The sequence below is a fragment of the Streptomyces sp. BL1 genome, from assembly GCF_057628045.1.
In genome coordinates this window covers 7196819-7210841 of record NZ_JBXYWZ010000002.1, presented here as the reverse complement: position 1 = coordinate 7210841, position 14023 = coordinate 7196819, and the positions used below count along the sequence as shown (strand labels likewise).

At 72.2% G+C, this 14023-nt stretch carries 13 protein-coding genes; 4 read left to right on the top strand and 9 right to left on the bottom strand.

The window, feature by feature from the left end:
• Positions 1–55: 55 nt before the first annotated feature.
• From AC3AGO_RS31710 to AC3AGO_RS31695, 4 genes are all read right to left on the bottom strand, one after another.
• Positions 56–625, bottom strand: a complete 570-nt coding sequence (locus AC3AGO_RS31710) for a TetR/AcrR family transcriptional regulator (RefSeq protein ID WP_487823711.1) — start codon at positions 623–625, stop codon at positions 56–58.
• Positions 626–732: 107 nt separating this feature from the next.
• Positions 733–1659 (bottom strand): HpcH/HpaI aldolase/citrate lyase family protein, encoded by a 927-nt coding sequence (locus AC3AGO_RS31705; RefSeq protein WP_487823710.1) that lies wholly within the window; start codon positions 1657–1659, stop codon positions 733–735.
• Between the two features lie 55 nt (positions 1660–1714).
• A complete protein-coding gene (locus AC3AGO_RS31700; protein WP_487823709.1) occupies positions 1715–2953 on the bottom strand; it encodes a CaiB/BaiF CoA transferase family protein in 1239 nt (412 codons plus the stop codon).
• A 184-nt stretch (positions 2954–3137) separates the two neighbouring features.
• On the bottom strand, positions 3138–4058 hold the full coding sequence (locus tag AC3AGO_RS31695) for a LysR family transcriptional regulator (protein WP_487823708.1): 921 nt from the start codon (positions 4056–4058) through the stop codon (positions 3138–3140).
• A 174-nt stretch (positions 4059–4232) separates the two neighbouring features.
• On the opposite strand from AC3AGO_RS31695, the gene AC3AGO_RS31690 reads away from it, so the two are divergent.
• Complete coding sequence (locus tag AC3AGO_RS31690; RefSeq protein ID WP_487823707.1) at positions 4233–5591, top strand: CitMHS family transporter; 1359 nt, start codon at positions 4233–4235, stop codon at positions 5589–5591.
• A 65-nt stretch (positions 5592–5656) separates the two neighbouring features.
• Here the strand turns inward: AC3AGO_RS31690 and AC3AGO_RS31685 are convergent, their stop codons facing one another.
• Positions 5657–6055, bottom strand: coding sequence for an ACT domain-containing protein (locus AC3AGO_RS31685; protein WP_487823706.1), 399 nt, complete (start codon positions 6053–6055; stop codon positions 5657–5659).
• A gap of 170 nt (positions 6056–6225) precedes the next feature.
• Here AC3AGO_RS31685 and AC3AGO_RS31680 point away from each other — a divergent pair, with 170 nt between their 5' ends.
• Positions 6226–6423, top strand: a complete 198-nt coding sequence (locus AC3AGO_RS31680) for a hypothetical protein (protein ID WP_487823705.1) — start codon at positions 6226–6228, stop codon at positions 6421–6423.
• 179 nt (positions 6424–6602) lie between these two features.
• Entirely contained in the window at positions 6603–7094 is a 492-nt protein-coding gene (locus AC3AGO_RS31675) for a nucleoside deaminase (protein ID WP_487823704.1), read from the top strand.
• 31 nt (positions 7095–7125) lie between these two features.
• Here AC3AGO_RS31675 and AC3AGO_RS31670 read toward each other — a convergent pair whose 3' ends face one another.
• From AC3AGO_RS31670 to AC3AGO_RS31655, 4 genes are all read right to left on the bottom strand, one after another.
• Complete coding sequence (locus tag AC3AGO_RS31670) at positions 7126–7503, bottom strand: SCO4225 family membrane protein (protein WP_487823703.1); 378 nt, start codon at positions 7501–7503, stop codon at positions 7126–7128.
• Between the two features lie 173 nt (positions 7504–7676).
• Positions 7677–8363: a response regulator gene (locus tag AC3AGO_RS31665; protein WP_487823702.1), complete on the bottom strand. Its 687-nt coding sequence runs from the start codon at positions 8361–8363 to the stop codon at positions 7677–7679.
• A complete protein-coding gene (locus AC3AGO_RS31660; protein WP_487823701.1) occupies positions 8360–10855 on the bottom strand; it encodes a sensor histidine kinase in 2496 nt (831 codons plus the stop codon). The genes AC3AGO_RS31665 and AC3AGO_RS31660 overlap by 4 nt, the downstream gene beginning before the upstream one ends.
• A 133-nt stretch (positions 10856–10988) precedes the next feature.
• Entirely contained in the window at positions 10989–12263 is a 1275-nt protein-coding gene (locus AC3AGO_RS31655; RefSeq protein ID WP_487823700.1) for a glucarate dehydratase family protein, read from the bottom strand.
• A 317-nt stretch (positions 12264–12580) separates the two neighbouring features.
• Here AC3AGO_RS31655 and AC3AGO_RS31650 point away from each other — a divergent pair, with 317 nt between their 5' ends.
• Positions 12581–13975 carry an MFS transporter gene (locus AC3AGO_RS31650; RefSeq protein ID WP_487823699.1) on the top strand — a complete coding sequence of 465 codons (1395 nt, stop codon included), beginning with the start codon at positions 12581–12583 and terminating at the stop codon, positions 13973–13975.
• The last annotated feature ends 48 nt before the right edge of the window (positions 13976–14023 follow it).

Genomic DNA, 14023 nt, shown 5'->3' with positions numbered 1-14023 from the left:
CCCAACTCGCGTATCCCTTCGTCAGCTCGCGTATCCCTTGATCAGCCGTCCGTCGTCAGCCGTCCGTCGTCAGGGCCGCACGCGCGGCGGCGAGGATCTCCTCGGAGAGCGGGTCGTCCTTGGTGGCCCGGGACAGGACGAGCGCGCCGAACAGGGTGCACAGCCGGGTGAGACCGTCCTCGCCGCCGGAGTCCCCGGTGGCGAGAAAGCCGGCGAAGTCCCGCACTCCCTCGGTGTAGACGCGGCGGGCCTCGCGGCCCTCCGGCTCCCGCGCGATGTCGGTGGCGAGCGCGGCGACGGGGCATCCGTCCGCCGCACTGTCGCGGTGCTCGACGGAGAGGTAACTGTCGACAAGTGCCCGCTGGGCGGCGTCGCGCTCTCCGGCGTACTGCTCGAGCCCGTCCTTGTGAAGCCGGGTGAGTTCGTCGAACGCGTGGGCAGTCGCTTCGTCGACGAGTGCCTCTTTGGAGGCGAACTGCTTGTAGAAGCCGCCGTGCGTCAGACCGGCCTCCTTCATGAGGTCGGCGACACTGACGTGGGTGCCCTGCTCCCGGAACAGCCGGGAGGCAGTCTCCACCACTCGCCGGCGGTTCTCCTCCGCCTGCGCCTGCGATACGCGGCCCATCAGCCACCTCCCTCTTGGATGTCGTGTGCCATCTATCTTAGGCCACGCTCAAAATTGCCGGCATCATCCGACCAGGACGTACCTCCTGATCCGTTCCGGGGCCCGCGTCAGGACTGTGCCTGGCTCCCCGAATGCCGTTCCAGGAGCAGCCGGGCCGTGGCGGCCATCGCTTCGTCGACCATTTCGCCCTCGAAGGAGACCGCGCCGAAGCCGTTCGCCTGGGCCTGCTCCACCGCGGCGATCAGCCGTGCGCAGCGGGCGAGTTCACCGGGGGCGGGCGAGAACACGTCGTTGATGACCGGGACGTGGGAGGGGTGGATGGCCATCATGCCGGTGTAGCCGAGGGCGCGGTTCTGTTCGGCGAAGGCGCGCAGTCCGTCGAGGTCGGCGAGGCGTGTCCACAGGCCGGCGACCGGGTGGGGTGTGCCGGCGGCGCGTACATCCAGGAGGACACGGGAGCGCAGCTCATGGGTTTCCGTTCCCTGAGGGCTCCAGCGGTAGCCGACGGCGCGTTCGACGTCGCCGCCGGCTCCGGTGACGGCGCCGAGGTACGCGACGCGCGCCGCCGCTGCCGCGCAGTCGTGGGCCTCACGCAGGCCGCTGGCCGTCTCCAGCAGCGGGACGAGCGCGAAATGCCCGTCCCGCAAGCCGTGTTCACGTTCGCTCCAGCCGAGGAGACGGTCGGCGAACCGTACGGAGTCGGGGCCCGACACCTTCGGCAGGACCACCCCGCTCAGTCCGGGCCGCGCCACCGCGCGCAGCTCCTCGGCGGCCGCCCAGCCGTCGAGAGGGCGTACGCGAACGAAGAGTGCGGGCTCCCCCGCCGCGCCCTCGACTGCCCGGTCGAGGGCGTCCGTCACCGCATCGAGCGCTGCGGCTCTGCCCTGCTCCGGTACGGCGTCCTCCAGGTCGAGGATGACCGCGTCGGCCCCCGCCGCCCGCGCCTTGGGCAGCCAGTCGGTCCGGTTGCCCGGTACGAAGAGCAGGGACCGCAACAGGGGCCGCACCGGCGCCGCACGGACATCAGGCGCCACACGGGGATCAGGCGCCGTACCCGCGCCGGGCGCCGTACGCGCGTCGAACCCGGGGTCACACGACGTCATGCTTCACCAAGTCCGCCAGCTCGTCCTCGGCGAGCCCGAGCCACTCGCGGTACACGAGGTCGTTGTCCTCGCCCAGTGCCGCGCCGGTCCGCCACACCTGCCCGGGCTGCTGCCGGAAGTGCGGGAGCACGGCCTGCATCTGTACGGGCCCCAGGTCCGCGTCGTCGACCGTCACGATGTCGTCCCGCTCCGCGTACACGGGGTCGGCGGCGATGTCCGCGGCGCTGAACACGCGGGACGCCACGACCTCGTTGGCGGCGAACGCCTCCAGACAGTCGGCGGTGGCGCGTTCCGCCACCCACGCGCGGAGCCCGTCGTCGAGCTCGCCGCGCCGCGCGTACTGCTGCTCCACCGTGGCGAATTCGTCCTCGGGCAGAGCGAGCAGACGGGCGATGTTCCGTACGGAGCGCGGGGTCGCGGAGGTCACCGTGATCCACTCGCCGTCCCCGGACCGGTACGTGTTGATCACGGCGGCGGGTGCGACGGCCAGCTGGTTGCCGGCGCGTTCAGGGGTCGAGCCGAGCTGGTCGTGCACGATGACCTGCCACTCCACGAGCCGGAACAGCGGCTCGAACAGGGCGAGATCGATCCATTCGCCGTCGAACCCGGGGTCGTGGTCGCGGCGGTGGAGCGCGGCCAGCACGGCGTACGCGCCCATCAGCCCGGTCACGGCGTCGCCGTGCGAGAAGCCGGTGTGCACGGGCGGCCCGTCGGGGAACCCCGTCAGGTGCACCACGCCGCTGCGCGCCTCCCCGACCTTGCCGAAACCGGGGGCGTCGGCCTGCGAGGAGGTGGCGCCGAAGCCGGAGATCTGCAGCAGGACGGCCTTCGGGTTGAGCCGGTGCACCGCTTCCCAGTCGAGTTCCCACTCGCGCAGCCGCCCGTTCCGCAAGGTGACGATGACGACGTCCGCCCAGGCGACCAGCCGGTGCGCGACCGTACGGCCGGCTTCGTGGTGCAGGTCGAGCGTCACCGAACGCTTGTTGCGCCCGGCGACTTTGAACCACAGCGGGTGGCCGTCCTTCTTCGGGCCCATCCCGCGTGCGGCGTCGCCGCTGCCGGGCGGTTCCACGTGCACCACGTCCGCGCCCTGGTCGGCGAGCAGGGAACCGGCCAGCGGGCCGGCCACCACGTGCGCGAACTCGACCACTTTCAGGCCCTGTAGCTGGCCCCGGCCCCGACCGGGACCCTGGTCCGCGGTACTCCGATGCGTACTCGACTCCACTGTGCTCCCTCGCAGAATCCGTCACCCGCCCCCTGCACCGTGGGCGGGCCTGCGGCACCCGCAGCGGACTTCAGCGTGCCGAGGCGCGTACATGACTGTCCAGCAAGAGAGAGCGATCAATCCATGCGGTTTGCGCATGAGTTGACGGGTCCCGTACGGGGGCGAACCGCGACCCCGGGCCGGTTCAGGCCCAGGAGACACCGGGCGGCAGGTCGCGTTCCTGCTCGCGGAACTCCTGCAGGGTCTCCAGGAACCGGTCCGCCGCACGCGGCAGCGTCCGGCGGGCCCGCACCGCGATGTCCAGACGCCGGTCGACCGCGGGCCCCACGAGCGACCGGAACTCCACGGGACCGGAACCGAGGAGCGGCAGCACCAGCGCGGGCATCGCGGTCACTCCCAGCCCGGCCGCGACCAGCCCGCCCACCGTGGCCACGCTGCCCGCCTCCGCTGCCGGTGCCGTATGCGCGTCGACCTGCGCGAACGCCGCGTCCGTGAGCCGCCGTACGCTCGACTCCCGTCCGACGGCGAGGAACGGTTCACGGGCCAGCTCCTCCCAGGACACCTCCTCCCGCCCGGTGAGCGGATGGTCCTGCGGCAGCACGGCGACGAAGCTGTCGCGCACCAGGGGCCGGTGCTCCAGCTGCCCCGACGGCTCCCCCGTGGTGATCGCGAAGTCCGCGTCGCCCGACAGGACCCGGCCCAGCGCGGCCTGTTCCAGCCCGTCCATGATCTGCAGCGCCACCTGCGGCCACTGTCGTCGGAAGGCCGAGATCACCTGGGGCAGCAGCACCGCGGCGACCGAGGGCAGCGTGGCCACCGCGACCGACCCCGACTCCCCGTGCAGGAAGCGTTCCAGCTCCTTCATGCCCGACCGGTGGGAGTTGACGATCTGCTCGGCTATCCGCAGCGCCTCCACGCCGACCGCGGTCAACTGCACGTTGCGGGTGTCGCGTTCGAGGAGCTGCGCCCCGAGCCTGCGCTCCAGATCGGCCACCGCGCGGCTGAGGGAGGACTGCGAGACGTGCAGGTCGGCGGCGGCTGCCGTGAAGCTCGCGGCGCGGGCGACGGCCGCGTACGCCGTCAGTTGACGCAGGGTGCTGTCCATGGCGAGCGAGCTTAGGACGCACCGCCATTGATGCACAGATCGCATGGACAGATCCCGGTCCGATGCTGGACGCCGATCGGTCGCCGCTCCGAAACTCGTCCGCGACGCACCGGCGCCCGCACGGAACGCCGCTGTCCGTGCACGGAGCCGTAGAAGAGGAAGCGAGCGACATCGATGCTGGCAGTTCTGGGATTCACCACGATCGGCCTGTTCCTGCTGCTGACGATGACGAGACGGATGTCCGTCCTGGTGGCGCTGGTGCTGCTTCCCGTACTGGCCGCGCTCGTCGGCGGGTTCGCCGGGGACCTGGGCGAGATGGTCCTCGCCGGGCTCACCACGGTGGCACCCACCGGCATCATGATCGCCTTCGCCGTCCTGTACTTCTCCCTGATGGTGGACGCCGGCCTGTTCGACCCGCTGATACGCGGCATCCTGCGCGCGGCCCGGAACGATCCTGCGCGGGTCACCGTCGGTACGGCCGTCCTGTCGATGAGCGTGGCCCTGGACGGCGACGGCGCCTCGACGTTCCTCATCGCCGTCTCCGCCATGCTGCCCGTCTACAAACGGCTGGGCATGAGCCCGCTCGTACTGTCCGGGGCCGTCTGCCTCGGCGCGGGCGTGATGAACATGATCCCCTGGGGCGGCCCGACGGTACGCGCCATGGCGGCGCTCAAGCTCGACAGCTCCGAGGTGTTCACCCCGGTGCTGCCCGCGATGTGCTGCGGCATCGTCTGGGTCCTGCTCGCCTCCTACTGGATCGGCCGCAAGGAACGCCGCCGCCTGGGCGCGCTCACGACACCGGACGGTCAGTCGGCCGGCAACGGAGAAGCAGGCAGCGAGACGGCCGAGGGTGCGCGCCCTGCTCACGTAGCCGGGGACGGCCCGGGAACGCCCCACGTGGCCCGGCAGCCCGCACGGTGGCTCGGCGTCTTCAACCTCGTACTCACGCTGTCGCTGCTCGTCTGCCTCGTGCTCCAAGTGATGCCGCTGCCCGTGCTGTTCGCCGTGGCGTTCGCGGTCGCCCTGCTCGTCAACCACCCGCGCTGGGAACACCAGCAGGCGCTGCTCGAGAAGCACGCCAAGAGCGTGGTGCTGGTCACCACGATGATCTTCGCGGCCGGCGTCTTCACAGGCGTGCTGACGGAGACGAAGATGATCTCCGAGATGGCGGAGGCGCTCGTCTCCGTCGTCCCCGACTCCCTCGGCGGCCATCTGCCGGTCCTCGTGGCGGTCACCGGGATGCCGCTCAGCCTCGCCTTCACCCCCGACGCCTACTACTTCGGCATCCTCCCCGTGCTGTCCCACACCGCCGAAGGCTTCGGGACCGGCCGGGCCGAGGTCGCCAGGGCCGCCATCCTCGGCCAGATGACGACCGGCTTCCCCCTCAGCCCACTGACCGCCTCCACGTTCATCCTCATCGGCATGAGCGGCGTACAGCTCGGCGAACACCAGCGGTTCATCTTCCGCTGGGCCTTCGCCACCACCCTGGTGATGACCGCCGCGGCGCTGCTCACCGGCGCCATCCCGCTCTGATCCCGGCCCGGTTCGGGAGTACGGCGAAGCGGCCGTTCCCCAACGGGCCGCCACCCCGCCTCCGTTCAGGCCGAGCGGCGCGCGAGCCGCTCCAGCAGGGTCACCGCCTCGTCGGCGCGCTCGTACGGTACGAAGAGGTGGTCGTGGTGGAAGCCGGCGACGATGTTGCAGCTCAGACCGGCGTCGGCGAGTTCCTTCGCGACGGCGGCGGTGAGGCCGACGGCCTCCAGCGCGGAGTGGATCCGCAGCGTGATCCAGCCCGCCACGTACTCGTACGCCAGCCCCGCCGCGTCCGCCTCCTCGGCGCGGACGACCAGGGTCACGCCCTCCTGCTCGGCCACCGTGACCACGGGCCGCACCCCGGCGGGCGCCGCCCCCGCGACGGTGGTGAAAACGTAGCGGCCCGCGGCCAGTTCCGGCCGCATCCCGCTCAACAGCTTCCGCAGATCACGTTCACCCGACACGACCGTAAGCCTAGGCGCCACGGAGCGCAGCCGGCACATCCCGGTACATCCCGGACCGCGTCGATCATGCGTACGCGGCGCCGGGGCGGCAAGCTAACGGCCCGGTGACGGTTGGGTCGCGAGACGGATGATCCACCTGTCTCCGACCGCGGCGAGTCGTTGCACCTGGCATGCACACCTATACGGAGCACCGCGCTCTCGCCCGCCTCTCCGGCGCCTACTGGCTCGACTCCCCGCTCCAGCAGGAGACCGGCTGTGTCGGCTGCCACGCACCCGACACCACCCCTCCCCCGCCCGTGAACTCCGGCGTACGCAGCATCCGTTCGGCACCGGGAGTGCCCGCCCCGCCGCCACAGCCCGACCCGTGAGGGCAGCCCGGCCCTGAGCCCGGCCGTGAACCCTCCCCTGAGCCCGGCCCGGTCCGTCCGGCCCCTTTCGGTCCAGTCCCGTCCCCCTGGGGGTACGAGCCGGGCTGCGGGGTGGCACGCGCGTGTCGTCTGCGGGCGCCACCCCGGGGCAGGTCGTCCGGCGTCCTATTCTGGGCGCCATGGTGAACGAGGCTGATTTGCGGCATCTGCGCCGCTGCGTGGAACTGGCCACCGAGGCGCTGGACTCGGGTGACGAGCCGTTCGGCTCCGTGCTCGTCGGCGCGGACGGGACGGTCCTCGCCGAGGACCGCAACCGCGTCGCCGACGGCGACCAGACCCGCCACCCCGAGTTCGAGCTGGCCCGCTGGGCGGCCGGGCACCTCTCCCCCGCCGAGCGTGCGGCGGCCAGTGTGTACACGTCCGGCGAGCACTGCCCGATGTGCGCGGCCGCGCACGGCTGGGTCGGCCTCGGCCGCATCGTGTACGCCACCTCGTCCGCTCAACTGACCGAGTGGCTGGACGAGTTGGGCGTCCCGACAGGGCCCGTACGGCCGCTGACGATCCGGGAGGTCGTCCCCGGCCAGGAGGTGGACGGCCCCGTACCCGCCCTCGCGGAGCAGGTACACGAACTGCACCGCCGCCTGCACGCCGGAAGCCGGCACGAGACCTGAGGGGCCCGGCCCACCCCTCCCGCCGCCCCCGTCAGGCCCCCGACCCGGCGCCCCCGCGGCCCCGGCTCAGGGTGCGGGCGCACCAGCCGATGACGAAGGCGTTCACGAGCGCACCGAGGGCGATGGCGACGAAGATCATGGACATGTGGTCCGGCAGCAGGAGCAGGATCAGACTGACGGGCATCGTGGCGAACAGCGGGATCACGCCCGCGAAGGACGCGTCGGGCTGGTCGCCGGAGCTCACCACGAGGGCCCAGACGAGCAGGCCCGCGCAGACGGCGAGGTAGACGAGGGCGAAGACGCTGGTGAGCGCGTCCCGGACGGTTCGCAGGACGGGGTTGCCGGGCTGGCGGGTGCCGTTCTGGCGGGGCTCGGTCATGACGGTGGGCTCCTCGGATGCGGTACTCATGGGTTCAATGTCCTTTCCACGACGGGCTGTTGTGGCGGGTCGGCGGCGCATGGCTTGCCCGCATACGTCACCCCGGAGACGTACGAGGGTGCGTCGCGGCACACCTCACGGCGGTCTCGGTGCGGCAGCCCGCACAGCGGATTCGGTTCGGTACGGGGGCAGTTGGCGGGCCGTCAGGTGTGCGTCTCCGGCGGGTTCACACGGGCGAGGCCCAGGTCGTACGCGAGGATCGTCGCCTGCACCCGGTCCCGCAGCCCGAGTTTGCGCAGCAGCGCGTTCACGTGGGACTTGACGGTGCCGACGGTGATGTCGAGCTCCCCCGCGATCTCCGCGTTGTTCAGGCCGGAGGCGACCAGGGTGAGGACGTACCGCTCGCGCGCGGTCAGCCGGTCCAGGAGCCCCGCGTCCGCGCCCTCCCGAGGTCCGGCGGCAGCGGCGCCGTCGGCGTAGTGGCCGATGAGGCGGCGTGTCGCGGACGGCGCGAGGATGCTCTCCCCGGAGGCCACGACCCGGATGCCGTGCAGCAGTTCGGCCGCGCGGACGTCCTTGAGGAGGAAGCCGGAGGCGCCGGCGCGCAGCGCGCCGAAGACGTACGAGTCGAGGTCGAAGGTGGTCAGGACGAGGACGCGGGGCGCGTTCTCGTGGCCGGTCAGGATGCGGGTGGCGGCGATGCCGTCGAGTTCCGGCATCCGTACGTCCATCACGATCACGTCCGGTGCGAGCTCCTCCGCGAGGCGCACCGCGGCGGCGCCGTCGCCGGCTTCCCCGACGACCGTCATGTCGGGCTCGGCGTCGATGACGGCGGCGAAGCCCGCGCGGACGACGCTCTGGTCGTCGACGACCAGCACAGTGAGGCTCATCGGGACTCCTCCTCGTCTCCCGCGTACGGGGTCCCGGCGCGGGCCGGGGCCGGGGTGAGGGGCAGGCGCAGCACGGCCGTGTCCGCCTCTCCGGTGCCGAGCGTGCCGCCGAACGCTTCAGCACGTGCCGCGAGCCGTTCCCGGGCCCGGGAGCGTGGGGCGAGGGGTACGCCGGTGACGGTGAGCGTCAACTCGCCGTCGAGGGCGTCCAGTTCAAGTACGGCGGGTTCGTCGCCGACGGCTTCCAGTGCGGCTTCGGCGGCACGGTACGCGGCGAGGTCCACCTCCGCCGGCAACCGTTCCGGCACCCGGCCGGTGAGCCGCGCCTCGACCCGGCGGCCGGTGGCCCGGTACTGCCGGACCAGCAGGTCCAAGGCCTGGAGCGTGGGCTGCGGCCGGAGTTCGGCGGGCTGTTCGCCGTCGCGGACGGTCTCCAGCAGGGCGCGCATGGCCGCCAGCGCTTCGCGGGCCCGTTCGCCGGTCTCCGCGAGCCGTCCGGCCTCCGCCTCCTCGACGACCTCGGCGGTACGTGCCAGCACGGTGCTCTCCAACCCCTCAGTGATACGGCGTCGTTCGGCCCAGGCGTCCCGGACGGCCTCCTCGGTCCATGCTGCGAGACGCGCCTCGTCCGCGTCCCGCACGACGCGCCCACGCCGCCCGTACGAGCTCCCGACAGCCCACGCGGCGCCAGCCGCCGAGACCGCCCCGCCAACCACCCCCACAACAACCACCCACCCATGCCCGAGCACGGCAACGCCAGCGACCACGGCATGCACGATCCCGGCCACCCCGGGCACACCCCACCGCCCAACTCGCCCACCCCCGTACAACGCCCCAACAACCCAACTGGCCGCCACCACCCTCCAGTTCGCAAGCCCCATGCCCCCACCCCGTACGGCCCCGTCCCCCGCACCCGCCGAAGCCGCCCCGCCCACCTGGCGCACCCCCGCACGTGAGCCCGCACGCACGCCGAGAAACGCCCCCGGCTCACGCGTCGCCACCGCGGCAAGCGCCACGCACGTCGCGACCATGCTGAGCGCAGGCGGGAGGAGCGCCGGTCCGCCGTAGTCGCTCGCGGTCATGGCCGCGGGCCACAGCGCGGCGAGAACGAGCAGTGCGGCCAGGGCTGTTCGCGGGGTCCGGCGGAGCCGGAGGAGCGCGAGTGCCTGTGCCGCGCCGAGCAGCGCGAAGAGCGCGCCGGCGGAGACGCCGGGCCCGGCGGGCGTCTCGGCCTCCCGGATGACGAGCAGCGGCACCAGCGGCTGGACGCACAGCCCGACGGCCGCGACGCACTGCGCGAGACGGTACGTCCGCGGCACGGATGCCCGTGCGGGGCCCACGCTCCGGCCCGGCAGGGCCGCCCGTACCTCCCAACCGCCTTCCTGCGTCGCCCCGCTGGTGAGCGCGCCGCCTGCCTCGCGGGCCCGGCCGCGCAGCAGGTTCTGACCGCGGCCGCCGCCAAGACCCGCGCCGGTTTCCGTACCTTCGCTCGCCGCCTCCGGCCGCGCGTTGCGTACGACGACCTCCACACCCGCACCGTCGTACGCGCAACGCACGGTGGTCGCGGCGCCGGGCGCGTGGCGCACCACGTTGGTCAGCGCCTCACGGACGATGCCGTACGCCGCGTCGCCGACGGCGCCGTCCGGCAGCATCTCGCCGTCACGGGGCTCGAACGAGCAGGTCACCGGCAGCCCCAGGGTGCGGAAACCCGCGACGAGTTCGCGCATCCGCTCCTCCGGAGCCGGGCGGTCCTCCGCGGATGGCGCCGGAGCCCGTACCGCGCTCAGCGCACGCGTCACCTCACGGCCCGACTCGGCGGCGAACCGCACGGCCTCCCCGGCCATTTCGGGCCGCCGCACGCGCAGTCCGAGCGCCGCCTCCACGGTGACGACGACCGCCGTCAGGTGGTGCGCGCTGACGTCGTGCAACTCCCTTTCCATGCGCCGCCGTTCGGCCGCGGGGAGCCGGTGCCGTTCGGCTTCCGCCCGGTGCAGCCGCTCCTCGGTGGCCAGCCGTGCGGCCCTCCGCCGCCGCAGAACCATCCCCGTACCGGTCGCGGCCGCGTACAGCAGCGCCGTGAGCACGAGGTCGAGGCCACCCACCCCCGGCAGGCTCACCCCGTGCAGGGTGAGCCCATGGACCGCCTGCCAGACCGCGAGCGTCGTCACGCACAACAGCGCGGTCACGGTGTCCCGTTCGACGGCCACCGTGAACAGCGCCAGGGCGGCACCCGCGGTTCCGAGCACTGCCGTCGCGCCCGTCGGCAGCGGGGACGCGCCGAGCGCGCAGGCGGCGGCGACGAGGACGAGGACCGGCACCGGGCGGGTACGGCGAGCGGTGAGCGCGACGGTCACCAGGCCGTCCACCAGGGCGGCGGCCAGCAGTTCCGCGGCCGTCGGTACGGCACCGAGCAGCAGCGCGGCCCCGGGCCACACCGCGGCCTGGACACCGAGCAGCAGGACCGGGAGGAACCGGTCGTCGTTTCGTTCCATGATGCGTCTCAGGCTATGGCCCGGTCCGGCCGCGGACGTCGCCCCGCAGGGCGATCATGCCCTCCAACCAGCGATAGAGAAGGCCCCGCCCTCCCCCGCACCCGTCACCCCGCGAAACGCCCGGCCAGGCCCCTCACCACCGTGGCAGCGGGGCCTCGAATCCCGGGTGGACGCGCCGCATGTAGCCCGTGTCGTCGCGGTCGCGGATACCCGATTCCACGTACCGGCGGTGCATCCGCTCCAGCGCGTCGTGGTCGAGCGTGACGCCGAGCCCCGGCCCCGTGGGCACACGTACCGCGCCGTCGCGCAGCTCCAGCACGCCTGGCTCGACGATGTCGTCGGCCGCGTTCCACGGGTAGTGGGTGTCGCAGGAGTGCGCGAGCTCGGGCAGCGCCGCGGCGACGTGCGTCATGGCGGCGAGGCTGATACCCAGGTGCGAGTTGGAGTGCATGGACAGCGCGATGCCGAACGCCTCGCAGACGGCGGCCAGTTCCCGCGTACGGCGCAGCCCGCCCCAGTAGTGGTGGTCGGTGAGCAGCACCTGGACGGCGTTCTGTTCGACGGCCGGCTTCAGATGTTCCCAGGCGATCACGCACATGTTGGTCGCCAGCGGCAGGTCCGGCCGCCGCCGGGCCACCTCGGCCATGCCGGGGATGCCGGCGGTGGGGTCCTCCAGGTACTCCAGTACGCCGTGCAGGCGGTCCGCCACGTACGCCGAAGTCTCCACCGTCCAGGCGGTGTTGGGGTCCAGCCGCAGCGGTGCGCCGGGGAAGGCGTCCCGGAGTGCCTCCATCGCGGCGATCTCCTCGTCCGGCGGGAACACTCCGCCCTTGAGCTTGAACGAGTCGAAGCCGTACCGCTCCCGCATCAGCCGCGCCTGCGCGACGACGCCGGCCGGGTCGAGCGCCTCGCCCCAGTCGTCGGCGACAGCCGGTTTCCCGTCGAGGGCGGGGTGTCCGTCCCATTTGTAGAAGAGGTAGGCGGCGAAGGGCACGGCGTCACGGACGGCGCCGCCCAGCAGGTCGCTGACGGGGCGGCCGATGAGCTTGCCCTGCGCGTCGAGGCAGGCCACCTCGACGGCGGAGGTCGTCCAGCCCCGCTGGTGCGAACCGGGCACGGACGGGCGCAGCACGTCGTCGACGGCGGCCACGATGGCCGTCGTGTCGAAGACGTCCATGCCCACGACCGTCTTCGCCGCCGCGCGCAGCCTCTCCAGCCGCACCTCCCCGCCGGTCGACTCGCCGAGCCCCACCGTGCCGTCCTCCAGGACGAGTTGGAGGACGCAGCGCAGGGCGTACGGCTCGTGCACTCCGCTGGAGTTGAGCAGCGGCGGATCGCGGAAGGCGATGGGCGTGGCGATCAGCTCGCGGATGCGCGTGCCGGTTCCTGCCGGGGCTCCTGTGCTCATACGGGGGCCGTCTCCAGACTCTGGTCGCTCAACTCGCCCCGCCCGACGGGGCGTTACGGAGACGCCGGCACTTCACACGGTCGGCGCTCCAGGGCATTCATGTAGTCAAGGCCGATATTCATACATGAACTCACTGACCACAAGCCCCACTCGGCCGTTACGCCGCGAAGCCCCGCCAGTTGCGCTCCGGCAGCGTGAAATCCCCGTCATGACAGATCCATTGACCCGCCGCGGGGCCGTTCGTAAGGTCTCCCCAGCTGTGACCCAAGTTCATGTCAATGAACTCCCCTTCTACAGCAATCAACGTGGGAGACCCGATGACCCCGCAGTCCCCGGAGAAGAAGACCCCAGCCGGGGACGCCGCCCCGGCCACTGCCGAGAGCGCCGCGGAAGGACGCGCGGTCACCAAGTTCCTGCGCCGCATGCTGCCGGTCCTGGTCCTGATGCTGCTGATCAACCAGATGGACCGGACGAACGTGGGCTTCGTCCAGGACGACCTGCGCGCCGACGTCGGCGTGGGCGCCGCCGCGTACGGGCTCGGCGCCGGGCTGTTCTTCATCGGATACGCCGTCTTCGAAGTGCCCAGCAACATGCTGCTGGAGCGTTTCGGAGCGCGCGTCTGGCTGACCCGCATCATGATCACCTGGGGCGCGGTGATCATGGCGATGTGCTTCATCCACGACGTCTGGATGTTCTACGGGCTCCGCTTCCTGCTCGGCGTCGCGGAGGCGGGCTTCTTCCCCGGCGTCCTCCTCTACTTCACGCAGTGGCTGCCCGACTCCAGCCGCGGCAAGGCGAGTGCGATCTTCCTCGGCGGCTCGGCGACCGCGTACATCGTGACGGGCCCCATCACCGGTGCCCTGCTGGAGCTGCACGGGCTGGCCGGAATCGCCGGCTGGCGCTGGATGTTCGCGCTCGAAGGCGCCTTCTCCATCGTGTTCGGCATCTTCGCCGGCTTCTTCCTCGTCTCCCGTATCGGCGAGGCGAAGTGGCTGACCCGGGAGGAGAAGGACGCGCTGAGCGCGGCGGTCGCCCGCGACCGCGAGGCACGCGACCGGGCGCCGCACACGTCCCGGCTCAAGCTGATCTTCCACCCCCAAGTGGCGGCGCTGACCGGCGTGTTCTTCGCCATGGCCCTCACCGGGTACGCGATCACCTTCTGGCTGCCCAGCCTGGTCGAGGAGATCGGCGGCCTCTCCTCCTTCGAGATCGGCCTGCTGTCCGCCGTCCCGTGGATCTGCGCGGTGGTCGCGATGTACACGGTCAGCCACTTCACCGACAGCTCCCCCGACCGGCGCCCGTATCTGGCGTTCGCCCTGGTGGCCTCGGCCGTGGGCACCTTCTTCGCGACCCTCGGATCGCCGTGGTTCGGTCTCGCCGCCATCACCCTGGCCGCGGTGGGCGGGAAGTGCGCCGCTTCGCTCTTCTGGCCGATGGCGCAGTCGGGGCTGGACGCCAAGATCGCCGCACCGGGTCTGGCCGTCGTCAACTCACTGGGAAATCTCGGCGGGTTCGTCTCCCCCACCCTCTTCGGCTACCTCAAGGAACACACCGGAAGCACCAACGGCGGCCTCTACACCCTCTCGGCGACCTCACTGCTGGCACTCATCGGCGTCTTCTTCCTCCGCCGCCCCGGCACCCCGGCAGCCGGCCAGGGCAAGAACGCGCCCGCCCCCGCCGAAGGCCGGACGGCAGTCGGCGAGACGGGCTGAGACGGAAGCCGCGGCCGCGGCCCGGGACGGCCGCGGTACGAAGCCAGG